The organism is Proteus vulgaris (assembly GCF_033708015.1).
Classification (GTDB): domain Bacteria; phylum Pseudomonadota; class Gammaproteobacteria; order Enterobacterales; family Enterobacteriaceae; genus Proteus.
The window spans coordinates 3445754-3465177 of sequence record NZ_CP137920.1 but is presented as its reverse complement, the minus strand read 5'-3'; the positions used below and the strand labels follow the sequence as shown (position 1 = coordinate 3465177).

At 38.8% G+C, this 19424-nt stretch carries 20 protein-coding genes and 2 pseudogenes; 5 read left to right on the top strand and 17 right to left on the bottom strand.

Translation table 11 applies throughout. The features are described from left to right. Positions 1-6: 6 nt before the first annotated feature. From dhaL to SB028_RS16310, 3 genes are all read right to left on the bottom strand, one after another. Positions 7-639, bottom strand: a complete 633-nt coding sequence (gene dhaL, locus SB028_RS16320; RefSeq protein ID WP_069369698.1) for a dihydroxyacetone kinase subunit DhaL — start codon at positions 637-639, stop codon at positions 7-9. 30 nt (positions 640-669) lie between these two features. Continuing rightward, positions 670-1734: a dihydroxyacetone kinase subunit DhaK gene (gene dhaK / locus SB028_RS16315; protein ID WP_069369697.1), complete on the bottom strand. Its 1065-nt coding sequence runs from the start codon at positions 1732-1734 to the stop codon at positions 670-672. Positions 1735-2007: 273 nt separating this feature from the next. Further along, the gene (locus tag SB028_RS16310) at positions 2008-2268 is read right to left on the bottom strand and encodes an ogr/Delta-like zinc finger family protein (RefSeq protein WP_069369696.1); all 261 of its coding nucleotides are present in this window, start codon (positions 2266-2268) and stop codon (positions 2008-2010) included. A gap of 579 nt (positions 2269-2847) precedes the next feature. Here SB028_RS16310 and SB028_RS16305 point away from each other — a divergent pair. Together SB028_RS16305 and SB028_RS16300 are read left to right on the top strand one after the other, a co-directional pair. After that, complete coding sequence (locus SB028_RS16305) at positions 2848-3150, top strand: phage holin family protein (RefSeq protein ID WP_069369695.1); 303 nt, start codon at positions 2848-2850, stop codon at positions 3148-3150. Between the two features lie 74 nt (positions 3151-3224). Further along, positions 3225-3569 carry a hypothetical protein gene (locus SB028_RS16300; RefSeq protein WP_069369694.1) on the top strand — a complete coding sequence of 115 codons (345 nt, stop codon included), beginning with the start codon at positions 3225-3227 and terminating at the stop codon, positions 3567-3569. An 11-nt stretch (positions 3570-3580) separates the two neighbouring features. On the opposite strand, the gene tet(H-J) is transcribed toward SB028_RS16300, so the two are convergent. Beyond that, on the bottom strand, positions 3581-4795 hold the full coding sequence (gene tet(H-J), locus SB028_RS16295; protein ID WP_069369693.1) for a Tet(H)/Tet(J) family tetracycline efflux MFS transporter: 1215 nt from the start codon (positions 4793-4795) through the stop codon (positions 3581-3583). 90 nt (positions 4796-4885) lie between these two features. Here tet(H-J) and tetR(H) point away from each other — a divergent pair, with 90 nt between their 5' ends. Beyond that, positions 4886-5509: a tetracycline resistance transcriptional repressor TetR(H) gene (tetR(H), locus tag SB028_RS16290; protein ID WP_069369692.1), complete on the top strand. Its 624-nt coding sequence runs from the start codon at positions 4886-4888 to the stop codon at positions 5507-5509. A gap of 2 nt (positions 5510-5511) precedes the next feature. Here the strand turns inward: tetR(H) and SB028_RS16285 are convergent, their stop codons facing one another. Both SB028_RS16285 and SB028_RS16280 read right to left on the bottom strand, forming a co-directional pair. Next, positions 5512-6456, bottom strand: coding sequence for a sugar kinase (locus tag SB028_RS16285; protein WP_069369691.1), 945 nt, complete (start codon positions 6454-6456; stop codon positions 5512-5514). After that, entirely contained in the window at positions 6456-7475 is a 1020-nt protein-coding gene (locus SB028_RS16280) for an SPFH domain-containing protein (RefSeq protein ID WP_069369690.1), read from the bottom strand. Before SB028_RS16280 ends, SB028_RS16285 begins: the two co-directional genes overlap by 1 nt. A gap of 153 nt (positions 7476-7628) precedes the next feature. On the opposite strand from SB028_RS16280, the gene SB028_RS16275 reads away from it, so the two are divergent. Continuing rightward, positions 7629-8342 carry an NUDIX hydrolase gene (locus SB028_RS16275; protein WP_069369689.1) on the top strand — a complete coding sequence of 238 codons (714 nt, stop codon included), beginning with the start codon at positions 7629-7631 and terminating at the stop codon, positions 8340-8342. Between the two features lie 11 nt (positions 8343-8353). On the opposite strand, the gene aes is transcribed toward SB028_RS16275, so the two are convergent. Further along, positions 8354-9322, bottom strand: a complete 969-nt coding sequence (aes, locus tag SB028_RS16270) for an acetyl esterase (RefSeq protein WP_069369688.1) — start codon at positions 9320-9322, stop codon at positions 8354-8356. Between the two features lie 265 nt (positions 9323-9587). Between aes and SB028_RS16265 the strand changes: the two genes are divergently transcribed. After that, positions 9588-9962 carry a TonB family protein gene (locus SB028_RS16265; RefSeq protein ID WP_069369687.1) on the top strand — a complete coding sequence of 125 codons (375 nt, stop codon included), beginning with the start codon at positions 9588-9590 and terminating at the stop codon, positions 9960-9962. 47 nt (positions 9963-10009) lie between these two features. Here SB028_RS16265 and SB028_RS16260 read toward each other — a convergent pair whose 3' ends face one another. The 10 genes and pseudogenes from SB028_RS16260 to SB028_RS16220 all read right to left on the bottom strand — a co-directional run. Continuing rightward, positions 10010-11509 carry a helix-hairpin-helix domain-containing protein gene (locus SB028_RS16260; protein WP_069369686.1) on the bottom strand — a complete coding sequence of 500 codons (1500 nt, stop codon included), beginning with the start codon at positions 11507-11509 and terminating at the stop codon, positions 10010-10012. A gap of 27 nt (positions 11510-11536) precedes the next feature. Next, on the bottom strand, positions 11537-13033 hold the full coding sequence (locus tag SB028_RS16255; RefSeq protein ID WP_069369685.1) for a PP2C family serine/threonine-protein phosphatase: 1497 nt from the start codon (positions 13031-13033) through the stop codon (positions 11537-11539). Next, a complete protein-coding gene (locus SB028_RS16250; protein ID WP_069369684.1) occupies positions 13033-14073 on the bottom strand; it encodes a TerY-C metal binding domain-containing protein in 1041 nt (346 codons plus the stop codon). Before SB028_RS16250 ends, SB028_RS16255 begins: the two co-directional genes overlap by 1 nt. Before the next feature lie 105 nt (positions 14074-14178). After that, positions 14179-14817: a vWA domain-containing protein gene (locus SB028_RS16245; protein ID WP_069369683.1), complete on the bottom strand. Its 639-nt coding sequence runs from the start codon at positions 14815-14817 to the stop codon at positions 14179-14181. Beyond that, complete coding sequence (locus SB028_RS16240; RefSeq protein WP_069369682.1) at positions 14817-15458, bottom strand: TerD family protein; 642 nt, start codon at positions 15456-15458, stop codon at positions 14817-14819. Before SB028_RS16240 ends, SB028_RS16245 begins: the two co-directional genes overlap by 1 nt. Positions 15459-15474: 16 nt before the next feature. Continuing rightward, complete coding sequence (locus tag SB028_RS16235; RefSeq protein ID WP_069369681.1) at positions 15475-16113, bottom strand: vWA domain-containing protein; 639 nt, start codon at positions 16111-16113, stop codon at positions 15475-15477. Positions 16114-16625: 512 nt separating this feature from the next. Beyond that, positions 16626-17117, bottom strand: a complete 492-nt coding sequence (locus tag SB028_RS16230) for a tellurium resistance protein TerW (protein ID WP_069369680.1) — start codon at positions 17115-17117, stop codon at positions 16626-16628. A gap of 285 nt (positions 17118-17402) precedes the next feature. Beyond that, positions 17403-18347 (bottom strand): HpcH/HpaI aldolase/citrate lyase family protein, encoded by a 945-nt coding sequence (locus SB028_RS16225; protein WP_069369679.1) that lies wholly within the window; start codon positions 18345-18347, stop codon positions 17403-17405. Then, positions 18347-18553: pseudogene (locus tag SB028_RS20775) on the bottom strand (RNA-binding protein); the annotation flags it as partial. The gene SB028_RS16225 and the pseudogene SB028_RS20775, both read right to left, overlap by 1 nt. Before the next feature lie 125 nt (positions 18554-18678). Beyond that, positions 18679-19423, bottom strand: a pseudogene (locus SB028_RS16220) (cysteine protease StiP domain-containing protein); the annotation flags it as partial. Position 19424 lies beyond the last annotated feature (1 nt).

Here is a 19424-nt window from a genome sequence, read left to right as displayed (position 1 = left end):
GGTCAGTTATGCATTAACACTATTTGCAAGGGCTTGTATCATCAGTACCACAGAAGCACTGCCAGGATCTTTATGTCCGATACTGCGCTCACCTAAGTAGCTTGCTCGTCCTTTCCTCGCTTGCATCGGAATGGTATTTTCAGCCGCTTTTTCCGCGACAACTTGTGCTTGGGTGAGGGCTTCTTTGATAGAAAGGTTTTGTTCATTAGCGTGTTTTAATGATTCAACCACAGGCCACCAAACATCACACATAGTTTTGTCATTGGGTTCTGCTTTTCCTCGACTTACAATGCCTTCTACACCTTCTGTTATCATTTCAACAAGTTGATTAAGTTCTAGGTTTTGTAATGAAGCCGTAGGTTTGGCTGCACGAATAAAAAAGGTACCAAATAGAGGACCACTTGCTCCGCCAATATTGGAGAGTAATGTCATGCCTGTGGTTTTGAGGATTGTGCCAATATCTTGTCCTTCAAATTCAGGTAATTTTTCCTGCACTTTTCTAAAGCCACGGTTCATATTTAAACCGTGGTCGGCATCACCAATTTCACGATCTAAATCCGTTAAATAATCGCTGTTTTGTTCAAACAGCTGTGCACATTGTTGTAACCAAAGAATAATTTGTGCTTGAGTTAATGCCATAATTTGTTCCTTTTTATTTTTATGAATAACTTATTTCACCATTGCGGGTGTATTCACTGGGGCATCCCATAAAGAGAGCAATTCATCATCCACTTTGAGTAGGGTAATGGAGATCCCTGACATATCGAGTGAAGTACAATAAGCGCCAATTAAAGAACGTTCGATGGTTAAGCCAAATTTTTCACAGCATTGAGTTAAACGGTTATAAACACCATAAAGTTCAGATTGTGGTGTAGCACCCAGGTTATTAACTAAAACAATGACGCGATCGCCAGATTTTAAAGGCTGTTTTTCCTGCTCTTCATCAATCCAAGTGCCGTTTTCACGATCCCAATTGCGGATCACTCGTTGATAATGACCATTTTCAATTAAGGTATTAAACATGGCATCAACAGTATCATTGAGAGAAATAAATTTACGGCGGTTAATACCCGGTTCACCGTGAATACCTACACCGAACTCCATTTCATTTTCAGGTAAAGTGAACGACGGTTTTCCTGCTGCTGGCACCGTACAGGCTTCCAAGGCAATACCGATAGAAAAACCATTGTTATTAATGTAATGACCTAATGTCACTAGTTCATCAAGAGGATCACCTCTTTCAGCTGCTGCACCCAGTAGTTTTTCTATCAAAACAGTATTAGCAACACCACGGCGTCCTGCGGTATATAAGCTATCTTTTACTGCCACATCATCATCAACTAATACCGTGGCGATTTTGATACCATCGTCATGAAGCAGTTCTGTTGCGGTTTCAAAGTTAAGCACATCACCCGTATAATTTTTCACGATCATTAAAACGCCTTCACCACTATCAATCGCTTTGGCGCAGTCATACATTTTATCCGGTGTGGGTGACGTAAATATTTCACCTGGACATGCGCCATCAAGCATTCCTTTACCCACAAAACCCGCATGCATCGGTTCATGCCCGCTACCACCGCCAGACAATAGAGCAACTTTACCTTTTACGGGAGCATCTTTTCGCGTGACATAAAAAGAGGAGGGATGAAGTTTGATTTCAGGATGGGCTTTTGCAAAGCCTTGTAGTTGTTCAGATAACACATCATCAACTCGATTAATCAGCTTTTTCATCTTAAATGCTCCATTTGAAATTTGTGTTTCGTCTTCAAATCAGAAATAGGGTTTCTGGTTTGGGGGGCTGACAAATTATTGATTAGAGGATTGGCAAACACGGCATCAATAAGCGGTGTTTGTTTTATTTAAAACATAAGAATTATTTTTATTTAGCTTAAAAATGAATCTACATCATTTATCTTTCTATAAGAATAGGTTAGTCAAATAACCTGCCAGAATGGGAGCAAGATCATAAAAATAAATGAAAAAAAGCGTGTCTGTTCGGGATGGCTATATGTTTTGCAAAAGTGTAAGTGCTTTCTCTCGTTGTTCTGGAGAAAGATTTTTAATGACATCTAATAACAATGTTTCTTTGTTTTTTGCACTTGGCATAAGGGTGTGGCTAAACGTGAGGTTTAAAACAAAGGTATGCCCGCATTCAGGATCACGACAAGCACAATAGAGATCGGATAACTCTTTGTGTTTACGATTACTTTTCTTTATAAGCGCTTTTTCACCACATTCAGGACAAAAAATAGTTAAGACACGCATATCATTTTCTCTTTACTAAAGACTCATAGATACCCTCTATATTAGCTTAAATTTGTATTATAACCAGCCTATTTATTGTTTTTTTATATAAATCTTTGTTTTAAGGTTGTTTAAAGATGCTTAAAACAAGTTTATTTGTTTTGAATGATATCAATAGTTCGGTTATGGTCGGTTAAGGCTTGATAACCGATGTTAACCGAACAAGAACACTAGCTTGAAATACAAACTTTGTAGATAATAGCTTCACGTTAAATCATACAAAGATAAGCAACATATTGAATTTATTGTTTATTATTTTTTTGTTGATTGACGGAGTGGGTAGAAAAACAATAGACGAAGATATCTATTACAAGTTAACAAGAAAGTTGGTAGTAATATAACTGGATCGCCTGTTGTTTATTGCAAATGGATATTGCACATAATTGAAATAAAAGGAACTGGCGTTACCTCAATCGGGAATTTATTCAGTTACACAGGGTCGTGGTTTACTACTAAGTCTTACAGATTATCTGATAAATATTAGGAGGTGAGGGTTCTTTTTGCGGTTAAAGAAAAAGTGATCAGAGATGAGGTGTATTCATGGATGAATATGACAGCACATTGATATTATTAGTGATAGTGGGCGCTTTTATTGCATTAGGGAAGATGCTCGTTGCGAATGAGACAATAACATTAAGATTGTTTATCGGCAAAATTATTTTAGGCTCTGCGGTTTCTGTTGTTGCTGGCGCACTGCTTATTTTATGGCCTGGAATTGATTCTGTCGCAGTTATGGGGATCGGCTCAGCGCTCGGTATTGTGGGTTATCAGTTAGTCGAAATCTGGTTACGTAAACGAGGTAATCAACTTTTTTCAGGGAAAGAAAAAGATGATACTAAGTAAAAAGTGCAACATGTTTTCATCATAATAAAAATCGATAAAGTCAGTTTTGTCTCGAATGACTAAGGAGTTAGGTCATGTTCAACACTCAAGCGTTATATGCATGGATTGCACTACTGGCGTTTAGTTTGGGTTGGATTGCTCAAGGATGGCATCGAGATAATATAGCGTTAGAACAACGGATGTTAATAACGGCAATCGAAGATCAAGCAAACATGGATGCTTGTCTTGATCTTCAATTTTTTCCTTCAGATTGTTGTCTGGAGCATGTATCAGAAATAAAGTCTTTTTTTCTTTTGTTGGACTATCAACACGATCAAGAAATCGCAAAAGCAAATTTTGAAACTTATTGTATTGATGCCGATTTTATTGCGGTATTTAATAACACACGATGCGAAGTCGGGATCCCCTATTTTAAGTAAAGCACCTCTTTTTAATGATTATGCTTAGATAATGCTAAATTCAGATCGCTATTATTGCGTTTTTGATGAAGATAGGCGCTGATTAATAATACGCCATAAAGTACAGATCCTATCAACCATAACAGGCCATCCCAATAAGCGATACTATAACGATAAATAATGGCAAATAAGAGTGGCCCAATAATTCCCGTCATATTGGTTAAGCTTACAAGTGTGCCTTGCAGCTTCCCTTGGGCATTATCATCGACGGCTTTCGATAAATAACCTTGTAAAGCAGGTTGCCCCATTCCTCCAGCCGCTAAGCAAATTAATGCTGGCAAGATCACCCAAACTTGGCTTATCCATGCTAATAATAAACAGCCGATCATATCAATCGACATACTGATCATAATGGTTGTTTTTTCACCCCATTTTTGCGCTAACTTTCCGGCGACAACGGCTTGAAAGAAAATATGTAATACACCCAGAGCAGCCAAGGACATGCCGACAGAGGTTGTGTTCCAATCAAAGCGGTATTGTGTAAACAGCACCCAGATAGTGGCAGGAATTTGACCAATAAGTTGGATAATAAAATAGGTTACCAGCCAAAAATAGAGGCTTTTCTTAATAAAGCGGGTAACTGAATTTGATGCTGTTTGGTGCTTCGATGTGCTATTTGTAACAAGTGTTTCTCTTTTTTGTGTTTCACGGAAAAAGCACAAAGAGAGTATTAATAATACCGAGTGCGAAAGGGCTGCAAAGATAAACGGTGTGTGTGCACTAATTTCACCTAATAATCCTCCCAGCATTGGACCAATAATAAGACCAATACCAAAAGCCCCCCCTAAAAAACCAAAATAGCGAGTTCGATTTTTAGTGGGAGTCACATCGCTCATAGCAGATGCACATACGGCACCTGTTGCACCCGTGATACCTGCGAGAATGCGACCAATATAAAGCATCCAAAGTGTGGTTGAGCATGCCATTAAAAGGTAGTCAAGAGCGGCACCTAAAAGTGAAAACAGTAAGATCGGTTTTCTGCCATATTTATCAGACAGTCGTCCTAATAGAGGTGCAAAAATAACCTGCATAGTCGCATAGAGTGCTAATAGCACACCGTAATGGGTCGCCAGTGAATTTTCACTAACAAATTCATTTAATAGCGTAGGGAGTACTGGCATGATAAGTCCGATACCTATGGCATCGAATACGGTGATCAGCAGTATGATAATAATTGATTTATTCATTGAGATCCTAAAAATCTATCGGTGATAGAGATGGTGTAAAATATCTCTATCAGTGATAGATTGTCAAGACTGTTTTAGTTTGAGGTAAAGATGGCTAAGTTAGATAAAGAACAAGTTATTGATAATGCGTTGATTTTACTTAATGAAGTTGGTATTGAAGGGTTAACAACGCGTAAATTGGCACAAAAAATAGGTGTTGAGCAACCCACGCTTTATTGGCATGTAAAAAATAAACGTGCTTTGTTGGATGCACTAGCAGAAACTATTTTGCAAAAGCATCATCATCATGTTTTGCCATTGCCTAATGAAACGTGGCAGGATTTTTTGCGAAATAATGCGAAAAGTTTTCGTCAAGCCTTATTGATGTATCGTGATGGGGGGAAAATTCATGCAGGCACACGCCCGTCTGAAAGCCAATTTGAGACATCAGAACAACAACTTCAGTTTTTGTGTGATGCTGGATTTAGTTTATCTCAAGCCGTGTATGCACTGAGTTCTATCGCGCATTTCACACTAGGTTCAGTTCTTGAAACGCAAGAGCATCAAGAAAGCCAAAAAGAGCGTGAAACAAGAGAGACGGATGTTATTGCCTATCCGCCATTATTAACCCAAGCCGTTGCAATTATGGATAGTGATAATGGTGATGCTGCATTTCTGTTTGTCCTTGATGTGATGATTTCTGGACTTGAAACGGTATTAAAGAGCGCTCAATAAATTTAAATACGCTGACGTCCTTTTGGGCTAATTAATTGACCTTGTATGTCAGCAATACCAATGTGGGCAATGCAACCTGCATTAAATTGTAAATAGTCATCTTCGATGCCATCAGAGAAAATCACGCCATTTTCTGGCATCAAAGATTCTAATTGCAACGGTGAATCTGGTTCAATAGTACCAAAAGTGAGAGCGACACCTGTCGTTTTGCTTGGAAACGGCTCTCTTACACTAAACTGTAATTTTCGGTCGCTCCAACTAAAACCTTGTAACAGAGGGTGCGAGGCTTCTCCTGTAATTGCCATTGCGCCAGCAAGAATAGATTGAAACCACCCTGTCGATCCCAATCCTGTTGATACAATGATTCCTGATGAAGATTGTGCTTCTTGAGCACCATGCCATTGTAAAATATATCGTGCAGAAGTATGGCTTTTTGGGCCTATAAATACGTCATTAACCGCTAATAATGATTGACCATCATTGGTTGTTACTTGTGCAAAAGTAACTGTTTTAAAGGGCATTTTTTGATTAATGGTATTAATGACTATCTCTTTTAATTGTCCCATTTCGAAAGGCAATAATTTACCATCCCATCGTGATGGATCTGGGTTTATGGCAATAATAGGCTGTCCATTAAGATATTTCAGCGTATTGGCAACAAGCCCGTCTTGACCGATCACCACTACAATATCGTGAGGTGAGAATTGATAGCTAGGCAATAAACTTCTTTCTAAGAGCTGAAAACGTCCTAATGATTTTAAAATCAGCTCAGCTTCTGTGAGCTGCTTTTGATATAAATTGTGTTCATTGAGGTAATCCTTTACCTCAACATTGTTGTGTTCTAAATAGAATTTGGCTTGTGACCACGTATTAAAGCGCTCAATTAATTCTTGTAAGCGACTTTTTCTCATCACTAGCACAAAACGAAAATCTTCGTTACGTTGCATTATTTATTCCCTTTTTTCATAAATTGGCTAAATAAATCAGGAGTGATGTTCAGTTCACCAATTTTTCCTGAATTCAGCGCTAAGGTTTCAAATGCCATTGCCATTAATTGTTGTGAGTCCATTTTTGCTAGTGCCATGGCTTTTAGGTTTTCAACCGGTAATTCACGATAAGCACGCATAGTCGCTTCAATAGCATAAGCATCGGCTTCTGATTGTGTTCGCTGATTTTCTGCACTTAACGCGACCAGTTCTTTGCGTTTTGCTTCGGCATTAACCTTCGCTTCAAGGCGCTCTTTTTCAATTTCCGCTTGCTCGCGTAATAATGTCCGTTCATTTTCTAAACGTGCTTCTTCAATTTCTTGGCGTTTACGTTGAACCGATAAATCGGTTTCTAATTCAGCCTCTTTAATCGTGCGCTCTTGTTCTACTGAGAATTTACGACGTGCATAAATGGCATCATCGGCTTCTTTCAGTAAGGATTCTCTCGCTTCCGCTTCGAGAGCCTTTAAGGTTTCTGGCGATGGCGTGATTGCCGCAATAGAGACATCTAAAATCGCAATACCTAATGCCTCTAATGAGGGATGTTCAATTAATTGTTTCATTACCAAAGAAACTAATGATTGACTCAGTAATAATGCTTCTCTCAGTGGTGTACTTTGGATCTTTGCTTGAATTAAGGTTTGTGCAATACGTACAACACGATCACTGAGCTTGAGTGGATCTTCTGACGCATAAGATTTGCCGTTTTTGCTCAAGTTGAAGTTGAGTACTTCTGCCGCTTTTTCAGGCGCTTTTATCTGAAATGAAATTTGTCCTTGAATACGTAATCCCTGAAAGTCTGAGGTTTGGAAGTTAAAAATAAAAGGCGCTTCTTGCGCATTTAAAGGTAATGCCGCAATAGAGGTTGTGGCTGAGTTATACCAAAAACTTAAACCTTTACCTTGCTGGCGAATTTTGCCGTTTACCGATTTAATAATGAATGTTGATGAATCAGCTTTAAAGTAATTTAAGTTAAACATAGTCTTTCTCCAATTAGTGTCCTTATGACAATAATTGGATTGTGTCTTATAGACACTATGCTTGTCAACTGATTTAGTGTCTTTATGACAAAATTTGATTTTTTGTGGTTTAGGCTTAAAATAGTTTCATCGTTTTCTAATAAAGCTTACATCATGAATGAACAAGATTTTTTAGCCAGTTATAACCGCCGTGATTTCCTATCTCCACTGATCACCGTTGATGCTGTACTGTTTACTTATCACGAAGAGCAGTTAAAAGTATTGTTGGTGAAAAGAGGGGAGCATCCTGAAAAAGGAAAATGGGGTTTACCAGGAGGTTTTGTCGATGAAGAACAGGACAAATGCCTTGAAGATACTGTGCTAAGAAAATTAAAAGAGAAAACGGGTGTGATCCCCCCTTATATTGAGCAACTCTGTTCAGTGGGAAATAATCAGCGTGATGCAAGAGGCTGGTCTGTGACGGTCTGTTATACCGCGTTGATTGCTCATCAAGTGTGTGAAACACATATTGATACTGTCGATTCAGTCGTGTGGTGTCCGATTGATAAAGTGGCACAACAACACTTAGCTTTTGATCATCAAGAATTAATTTCACAAGCCAGAGAGCGATTAAAGCAAAAATCACTCTATTCAATTGTTCCCGGATTTGCATTGCCAGAAGTATTTACCTTGCCAGAGTTACAACATGTTCATGAAATTCTGATAGGTAAAGCGATCCAGAAAAAATCATTTAGACGACGCATTGAGCAAGCAGATTTATTGATTGATACTGGCGAAAAACGGGCAGAGAGAGGACGCCCTGCAAGTTTGTATCGACTTAAAGAGGCGTCTGCGGATTATCGTTTTATTCGTAATCTTGAGTTTTAAAAAGTCGTTTTTTATAACGTCAGTTGTTTTACAAAGTAGTTAGCGCCATCTCGAATGGCGTCATCTGCCACTTTCATCATACGTGAATAGTGTAAAAAGGCATGTAATGTGCCTGGATACATTTTATATTCACAAGCTAATTGATGGGCTTCTAACGTTTTGAATAGTGTGACACTATCATCAATAAGAGGGTCGTATTGCGCGCTGGCGATAAAGCAAGGTGGAATATCTTGCGTTAAATCGTTATTAAATAAGCAATAATAAGGTGCATCACGACTACCCAGCGCAGTTAAATACGCATTGTCATATTCTTCGAGATCTTGTTGGCGTAATCCATCCCATTCCCCCCCATAAAGCCGACGGCTGGTGGAATCGCGTAAGCCATATAATCCATACCAAAGCAACGCGGCACTGATATTACCACAGTGAATTTGTTTATCGCGTAGCCATAATACAGTAGCCAGCGATAACATGGCTCCCGCAGAATCACCTGCAAAACCAATGTGTTGAGTGTTAATGCCGTAATGGTCTGCATGTTGATAATAAAACTGGCAAACTTGTGCCGATTCATCAATCGCTTGTGGATAATGCGCTTCTGGTGATAGCGAGTAATCAATACCAATCACAGCACAACCAGTATAAGACGCAAGTAAACGCATAATACGATCGTGGGTATCTAAATTCCCTAAAATAAAGCCGCCACCATGAAGATAATAGAGTGTTGCGGGTGTTTTTTCTTTGGGGTGATAAAGACGCGTTAATACTTTTCCATAAGAGGTACTGACCGAAATATCTTGAATGCCAAACATTTCGGGGGCATCAGCATTCCAATAACGTCTATCTTGATTATAAGCAAGGCGCATAGAAGGGTAGTCATTACTTTCTGGCGCAGGTTGCGGATTATCTGCATAAATTTGCATAACCTGCTTCATCTCTGGCGAAATAAGTTCTAGTACATTGATTTTATTTTTAGTTTTCATTAGCCCCTCCACTGATCACTGTGCGGTATTGTAAATACTAGGGCTTAATAAACTGGGATCTTGGTATCCAATATTGAACGTTAGCGAATAGCTGGGCGTGTAAGAGTAGAAAGTGTGATTTATCTTTTAGTTAAAAATGACGAAAGCATGATGAATTTCACAATTTTTCTTAATTAAACTTATATTTGAAAATAAAAATGATTATCAGAAGTGTTAAGATATAAGCGTGATTAAAATGATTGTTGAAGACTGTTGAAGAAGAATAATGAAAAAAATATTGTTGATATCAGGTTTGTTTTTAACTGCTTTTTTATTAAATGGGTGTGCGACTAAATCAACGCCAGTCGACATTAATAAACAAGAAATAAGCTCGGAGCAAATAAGACCAAAAGTTTTATCTCAGTCATTACCTCATTATCCAGTAAAAGCGCAAGCTAATAATATTGAAGGGAGTGTAACGGCTAAATATGATGTAGATGAAAACGGCAGAGTCCAAAATATCAGAATATTGGATTCACTTTTCGCGGATGTATTTGGTTTATCACTTATTCATGCGATAGAACAGTGGCGCTATGAAACGGGAAATCCAGCAAAAGATTTAATTACGGTCGTTGATTTTAAATCGACAGTATCTCACTAATAAAAAGAGAATAATCCTTTATTAAGTGGATTATTCTCTCATGATCGTTAATTTGAGACTAATTGCACCACAACTAGTCGCCCGCCTTCTTCTGTGGATAATACAAATTGTAATCCGTCAGTTAGGGCAATTTTATCGCCAATGGCTATCTGTTTTTTTTCTGGCAATACCATCAATCCCTCAATACGTTCATTAACCAGCCACCATGTTGAATTGTGATAAACAAAATAACCGACACGTTTTTTCTGTTCATCAGTCGTACGTTCATTCGGGGCAATAAGACGATTAACATGCCAAGGAAAGAGTGATTGATTACTCCAAACCATTAAGCGGTGATCGTCTGGTCTAAAGCTACCTGCTTTACGTGAAGAGTAGAGATTTAAAATCGGTAATTGGCCTTTATAAGGTGTGTGACAATAAGGGCAGACGGGCTGTGTTTTCCCAGAAAAAACATACCATTGTTGTTCACAATCTTTATTTTGACAAGGCTGAACTAAATCTACTGTTTTGACTAAAGCCGTCTCCCATTCATCAGCGGTAGGACGTTGTGATGGATCGTGTAACCCTGTAATAAAGGCTCTTTCAAAAAGAGGGGTGAGGTAAGGTCCCATAATCGTGTATGGGATCTTTTCAGGATCAGCCCAAGGTAGTGATGACGGTTTTACCTGATTAAGTTTTACGGCATTACTGCGATCGGTTGGATGCTCAATAAATAACGCTTTTTCACCCATAGAGAGTGTTTCATCACGCATTTCATCGTCAAGATCGTGAATTTTACCGCCCCGTAAAGGATGACGATAAAACAGATACATGTAGATTAATACCGCAAGTGCATGTCTATCTGTCGTGATGCTTGGCAAGATACGGTTAGGATCTTCTTTTGGTAAATGGCTGGTTTTTACCACTTCTGGCGCAATAAAATCAGGGGTTCCTACTACATCAGGGGGGTATTTCCCTGGAACCACTAAACCGTCAATATCAATCACACAGGCATGACCTTGCTCAGGATCGATAAGAACGTTTTTATAGCTTAAATCACTATGACATAAGCCTGCCGCATGCATTCGGCGTACAGCACGAGAAAGCAATAAACACACTTTTAGGTAATTTAGTAGATTACCTCTTTCGCGAGGATCGAGAAATTTATTTTGGTTATTCGCACTTGCAAACCATTTACCTTCTTTTTCTCGGCCTTTTATCGCCAGAAAATCATTATTTTTAGAGCCATATTTAAAGAAAAAGTGGGATTGATAAGTCGGCACAACAATACCAATTTTGCCTTGATGTTCGACAACATCCGTTGGCCAGCAAAAGAGGTTTTTCCAATATTCGCCACCACTTTGTTCAAAGATATTATGTCGATAAGAGCCTGTTATCATATCGATTCTATCTTTGGCTTGTGCATTCTGTTTTGTTTTGTAGAAGGCAACAACATAGGTTCGGTCAGGGGAAAAATAGACATCTTTCATTGATCCAGAGCCAATAATCTCATTGACGTACTGAACTGTTTTTCCACTTTGTGTTGTACAGGTAATGATCTCTGCCATGAAACTCACCCATTCTCTCTTTTATGATTACCAAGCCACAACCAGAGTGCGGTCATCGTGATTGCCTGCTGAAAAGAAATTCAGCCATTCAGCCAATGCATTAGCTGCATTTTCAGGAGAGGCTAAACAAGGCGATATTTCATCAATAAGTGCCGCCCATTTGTTGGGATCTTGTAAGCCATTATCCGTTTCAAATACCGGATCGGACACCCCGTCAGTCATTAAAATAAGATGTGAAATGTCTTTCCACTTGCCAATAATAATGCGTCGATTAAATTCTGCATCGTTGAGGGCATTATCATCAAGAAAACGGGTTTGTCCTGCATATTCACCACTATCAGGAATACCTAAAACACGCACTTTTCCTGCGGGACCATAAGCAGCAATCGCACCATCTCCCATCCAAAATGAGGCAGCAAATAACTCATCATTGATACGTAAAGAAACCGTGGCTAATAAGGTAGTAGAAAAAGACTTTACAGGCTCATTAATATGAATGGCTTCATTTTTAAGATTATTAATCGCTAATTGCGCCGCATTACGAAAGAGTTGAGCGAAAAAGCTTCCTACTTGATTAATTGCGTTGTTGTCATTCCATTGATGAATGGCTTCAAGATGAGGTTTAACCGTTCCATTTTCCACGCTTAACTGTGATTTTAAATAGCGACTTACCGTATTGATAGCAATGCGTGAGCCTTCACGAGAATAGCGAGCACTGCCGGCACCATCTGCAACAATTAAAATACTCCATTGGCTTTGGTTATCGTGGTGAATATAAAAATCATCATCACGGAAGGTACCCGCATGTTCATGAGAGCGTCCGCGACGGCTTGCACCCGCAATACGAATGTCTTTTTCAAGGATCAGTTTGCTATCAATATGTATTTTGGGATAAGGGCTATCAGCAGGAGGTTCATTAATTTGCCATAAGCTACGAGGATCTGGATTGATGATTAATAAGACTTCATTTTGATAGCGAATAGCATTAACAGACCAATGGATCACCAAGGTGAAATTACCACTTTTTGTTGGCATACCAACTAAGCAACGACTTTCATGGTCAAAGGTTATTCCAAGTCCTTCAGGAACATCAACCGCTTCAATTTGGGCAATTTCGAGGGTATTTAGCTCGATATTGAGTGTCGAATTGAACGCTGTACCGACTTTGGCATTAGAAAGGGTAATTTTTGCAGTAGGGGGATGAATAATCGGTTTTTCTATTGGCATTGATGTTGCGTGGGTTGGAATTTGACCGGGTTTTAATGAGTGCGCTTTGGGTAATGAGATTTCTTCAGCGACTAAATCACGAGCGGGTGGCAATAACAGAAGAATAGGTTGTACTTTGCCTTGTGGTGTTATCTTTTCTGCCGTTTTAGCATTGATTTTATTAATAATAAAATCAATGTGTTGAGCGATCTCTGTGTCTTCATATAGCGCAATAATGAGCTCTTCATGCACCGGAATGCGATGTCGTGTTAACGTGTCATCAATAATCAGTTTTGTGAGTAGGGCTTTTTTATCCATTAGCCTTTACCTCGTGTAACATCAAAGTCAGATTGGTTGCTGTTATCACCAAAGGTGATGTTGTTATCGCACCAAGGGCAAATCACGGTTTCAGGACCATTTACACAGAGTAATTTACCACATTGGCAAACGGCGAAAGCCGTTGCATTACCGCAATATGGGCAGCCAGGTGTACCGTGAAGTTCGCTGGTGTTAACTTGATATGCGGTGGCGCTGAGGTCACTCCATGCGAAATAATCTTCATTTAAGGTGTAGCAACCCGTTAAGTTAAAGCCATTAAGGTTGAGATTAAAATCAAGCCCTGAAGCTTTCATTGGAGGACGTTCATATTTCATTAAGTAAGGTGAACGAGTGTGACTACAACGTCCGACAAACGTGACACAAGATTCATCATAAGCACGAGCAACATCATCTTTTGCAAGCCGAACAATATGCTCTGTTTGACTTAAAAGTGGCGGTGGCTCTTCGCCAACACTTCGGCTATGAGAAACCACTGACATCGTTATCCATTTTATGAAACGTGTAAAGTCGCCTTCTTGTGCTTCGGTAAATAGCAGCACATTTTCAGTTAATTGCGATAGGACATGTAAGTCTGCACTTAAGCCTAATCCAATCGCAATTAAGTTAACTTTGTTGGCATAGTGAGCTTTCCAGCGTTTGATCTCTTGCGCGTAATCATCAGTAGGTCTGCCGTCAGTTAAAAGGTAAACGACAGGTTTCCAATCGCCTTTTTGCTCGAGCGTGGTTTTTCTTACTTGAGTGTCGATTTGGTGAGAGAGTTCTCGTAATGCGCTGCCTAATGAAGTGCCTCCTCCTAAAGGAAGTTGAGGAGGGTAAAAAGAGATGACTTCAGTGAGTGGAACAATTGTTTTTGCAACGCCAGCAAAGGCGATAACAGAGACATACGCGGTTTCAAGGGCGTGCGGATCTCGCCTGAGATCGTTAATAATAGTTGTTAGACCGTCATTCATCTTTTTTAGGTTTTCACCTATCATCGACTCTGAACAATCTAAAACAAAGAAAATGGGTAGCCTTCTCATTGTTATACCTTATCACTTTATCGTAGCTGTTATGTATTGTGATGGATAAACCCAAGCCTGAATAAAATAAAAGCAAAGCCTTTTGGAGCGCTTTGCTTTTGGGGATCACAGTACCAGTTGGATTTCAGGCGGTGGTGGCGGTAGGGTATCTTTATCTGTATTCACGCCAGCACTTGAACTGCCAGAAGCGACGCTGGCAGAAACCCATTTAAAAAAGCCAGAAAAAGCATTGGAGTCTAGCGTTTCTAAAGCGACCACTTGAGATGTCAGTTCTTTAAGATGATCATGTTTGGCTTTAGGTCCAACAGCACAAGCAATGATCGAACCAAATGAACGTTTTTTCACTTCTTTAATTGCTTCACCGTAGGCGTAAGCATCAGAAGGTGTGCCATCAGTCATTAAAAAGACGAGAGGACGCCAGTCCCCTTTTTGGTCACCATCGGAACGCCTGATATCACGATCGACACACTTGATTAAACATTCTAGCGCAGCACCTGTAAAAGTACCGCCAGAACTAGGTACGGTGATATCAGAAAATTGAAAATCTTCTAATGCCGTTAATGGGATAAATTCACGCGCCTCGTTATCATAGGTAATGATAGAGATATGCACGCTTTCTAATGCGTAAGGATCTTGTCTCAATGCATTGAGCATTGTTTGGATCCCCACGTTAACAGCATGAATAGATTCACCTCTCATTGATCCTGAAGTATCAATCAGCAAGTAAACAGGAAGTCTTCTCATTAAGTGAAGTCCTTTAAGTAAGAAATAAAGCTATCTGAACTTGACGGTTCACCAATGGCGTTAAGTTTCCAGCCATTTTCCTCTCTGACTAATTCAGCAAACAGCATTGAACGTTGATTGTTGAAGGCTTCGCCTCCAGATAAATCAAAACGAGCCATTTCGATATTTTTTGCATCGACAGCGCGGATAAAGGCGTTTTGTACTTTACCAAAGTGTTGTTGTAGTTCTCGTCCATTGTAAATCTGAACAATAAAAACAATTTTGGTAAATTTAGGATCAAGTGTGTTTAATTTTACGATGATCTGCTCATCGTCTCCATCACCTGCGCCTGTTCGGTTATCACCCGTTAACCAAATTTGCCCTGATTTGTGTTGTAGGCTATTAAAGAAAATAATATCGCCATTGACGAGAGAAGGTTGTCCACCTTCTACTTTACCCAAATCGTTTACTTTGCCGTTTTTACCACATAAGAAGGCGATAACATCTAAATCGTATTCTTCGTTTTTTTTACCAAAAAGCCCGCCAAGGAATCCCCGTTTTTCTTCGTTGATATCCCAGCCTAAACCGATAGTGACAGAGGAAAGGTCATATTCATTTTTCTTTAAACTAACACCTTGTCCTTTTTTTAAACTAACAGACATATTCATTCCTTTTTATTTAGAGCACAACGTTAACTTCAGGAGGTGGCGGTGGTAAGTCATCAAGATCGCTAATATCTTTCTTAGTTAAATCGACCTTTTGACTCCCCACAGAAATACTGGCAGAAACCCATTTAAAGAAAGACTTAATCGTGTTGGCGTCCGCCGTATCTAGCTGCAATACAATTTCAGTGATATTTTTGAGTACATCAGTTTGTGCTGATTGTCCTGCCGCACAAGCAATAACAACGCCAGTACGTGCCGCTTTAAATTTCTCAACGCCTTTTTTCCAATCGTCAGTAGGCGCGCCATCTGTCATCACAAAAACCAGCGGACGCCAATCGCCTTTAGTTTCAGCCGTGGTTTTTTGTACTTCTTTTTCAATGCGACTAGATACTAAAGTGAGCGCAGAACCGAGTGCTGTTGTTCCACTTGCGACTAAATCAGGTACTTTAAAATTGATTAAATCAGTGAGTGGCACAACTTGTTGTGCAGTGGAATCAAAGGTGATGATAGAAATATAAGCGGTTTCTAATGCGTAAGGATCTTGGCGTAGTGTTGATAAGAGCATTTCAACACCATTTTTTACTGCTGCAATGGGTTCTCCATACATGGAACCCGATGTATCAAGTAAAAGGTAAACTGGCAATCTTCTCATGCATTTATCCTGTGAGTGAGATAGAAATAAGCGATTAATATACTAACCGACTCATGAAGGTGTTCAATTGAGATTATGCTTAGTTTAAATAAATTAGCGAAAAAACGCAGTGATGATTGTCCAATATTATTAATCTGAATGAAGATAGCATGAAAAGTGAAATAAAAGAGAAATTAACCTATTTATTACCCTTAAATTGAGTGATGTGGTGATTTTCTTTTATTAAAGAAATAGGCCGTCTTAAAAAGAGTGATAATAAATGAACAACTAATAATGACTAAGTATAAATACTTTTTGGACACAAATAACGATAATTATAAAAATCAATAAATTCAAAGTATTAATGTGTTGTTGTTTTTTTTATTTTTAAATTGATTTAAAATTAAATAAGGGTATTGGAAATATATTACGATCTTTTTAAATAAATATTTTTATATGTTTTTGTCGTTATTTCATTTTTCTAATAAATAACTTGATGCCGAAGCATCAAGTTACTTTTTATTATTTAAATTTTAATTCTTTTTTTCTTTTTCTTTCTCAGCTATTTCAGCGAGTGTTGATTGAATTAAATTTTCAATATAGTGATCAACTAATAATTCAACAGCTTCACTACGCGTGGAATTATTTAAATAAGATAATCTATCAATCTTGCGTAATGCTGACATTTTTAATGAAAGTGACACCGATTTCTTCTTATCTTTATCGAGATAAACGCGGCTTGTCATTCCATTGTGGCGAATATCTTCACTGGAGGATAATGCCTCACGCATACGACGTAACGCCTTGCTATCGAGTTGACCTCGTTCAGTCATTTGATATGCACGAGAAGCTTTACTGTATTTTATTTCAGCACCATAAGAATCTCTTATCTCTTTTAATACGCGAGTTAATGTAGGCTCTGAGCATTCAAGAGCAGAAATAATCTTAATGGTTGGAACCTTTTTCCCTGAGCTTAAAAGGATTGCCAGTGTAAAGACTCTGATCTGACGAGTGCTTAATTGCATGCTTAGTTACCACTTATTTTGTCATTTGTGTGTTAAAATATTCAGCAATAATTTTTATTATTCTTGTTCTTTGTTAACAAGGATAAATAAAATAAGCTTCCTATTAAATGTAGTATAAATTAATAATTGAAATAAAAAAAACGTACTGTTTAAAATAAAAATATTTACATGTATTTTTATAAGTTCTAGTTAAAGATAACACGCTTTAACTAGAAACTTATAAATCAAAATCAATATAAGATAATTATTCCCTCCCATATTGATTACAAGCCGTTATAAAGTATTTTATGTTGCATTAAAACGTTGAGCATTATTTTGTTGGTTAGGAATAATGCCATAAATTTTAGCTCTGGTTAAAATACTTAATGCCCAGCGACGATGTGTCGCAGGTTCACACATTGCACCTTGTGATTTAAAGACCGCTTGTGTTGAATTTAAAATACGTAATGCATCGGAATGATCGGATTGAGACACCATAAGTGCTTGTTCAATCTTATGAATTTGCTTTGGATGAATGGCCGTTTTACCAACAAGACCATTAGCAATATCAAGTGATAGCTCTTTATCCATAATGTGATGATCATCAATATGCTCACAAACAGGTGCTGTGAGGGCAAATTGGCGAGCACCAAAAACAGCAACTAACATTTTTATCACGTAACCCATTGGACCATCATAAAGTGTTAATTGGCGGTTTCGTCTAAGAGAAATGACATTCATTAAATCATTGCCACCAATACGTAATGCAATAATTCTGTTATGGCAAGGGTGAGCCAGTAGGTGGTTTGCAAGCTCTGTCATTTGAATAACATCAAACACTTCTTCTGTTTCAAGTGTTGGCATCATACATAAATGCGTGTTTTCAATAATATTCCACCAAATAGGCAGAGAAGCTTGCGTAAACTTAGGCAAAACAAGACCATCAATGGCACTGACATCAAGATTTTCAGTGATCCATTGACCCATTTCAGTGTGGCGAGGGCGAATAAATAGCAGTGGCCAATGGCTACAATCACTGTTTTTTTTGTGCTCTGCTAAAGTATTTAATAATACGGCCAAGTTTTCTAATGCAACAGGAATATCAGCATCACTCACGGCATCTTCTAAGCAGATAATTAAAGAGCGTAGCCCTTCGATTTTCTGGTTGATAATCGTTGTGGCGATATCTGTTCGTGTTGCGGGCATATAAAGTGTTGCCCCTAAATTCCATGGGGATAATCGTTCAATCATTATTTCACCTTTTTAATGATAGTCACTGCACGATATTGACCAAGCGCTTGCCCTGCTTCAATAACAGCAATATTTTTTTCTTGTGCAAGATAAACCAGTAAAGCGACATCAGGATCGGTTATTTCTCTCACAAGAACATGGTCAGGTACACGGCGTAAAACAGCGCGTGTGGCTTCAGCAATACCGGGTTTTATACGATTGATATTTGAAATATCATATTTGTTTGCAAGTGAACCAACGACGTTTTCGCTTAGCTTTTTTAAGTCTGATTGTTGTTCTTTAAATGTGGCGAGTGGAATAGTGTTATCGATTAATGTATTAACGATTTTTCCCACCGTATCAACAAGGTAACGACTGCATTCATACTGTTTTAAATGTTGGCAATCCACAAACCCGTGAAAGCCTTCTTCCGTCCAAATTGAACGTGAAATTAATCCGGAAACAGGTGCCCCCATGATCCCAAATGGGATAAGCCAATCTTCATCGCTGGCACTTAACCATGCACAGCCACAAGGATCCGCGAGGACGACAAGACGAGGTTGAGGTGGATAGCCTTTTCGTCCTGATAATGAACGAATAAGTTCACCTGTAATCGCGCCTTTGCCTGTCCATCCATCAACAAACACAATACCTTCTGTACCGTGGTGTTGTTCTATCCATGAAAGCGCTTCACTATCAATGCCTCTATCTCGAATAATACTAATGCCGTAGTGGTAAGAGGTTTTCCCCATTTTACGCAATGTTTGTTGCAACATAACGCCTAAAGGAACACCTGCACGAACAAGGCTTGTTAAGATAATTGGGGTATCACCAAAGTGTTCAACCAGTGATTTAGCCAACATGATAACTTCGGTTGCTAAGCGTGTCGCACCTGTTTCTAGTGCTTTTTCAAAGAGATCTAAATGCCATGTTGTTGGCTCTGGCTCTTGACTTAGCATGTCAGAATAGTGGCGTTGACCCGATTGTATTAGCGCTTCTTTTAACTCAACAGGCGTCATTTCGATATTAACGGGTTGAAGTAGGAAATCGACATCTCCTGATACATAAGAGCCTGAAAAAGGCTTATGATCCATCATG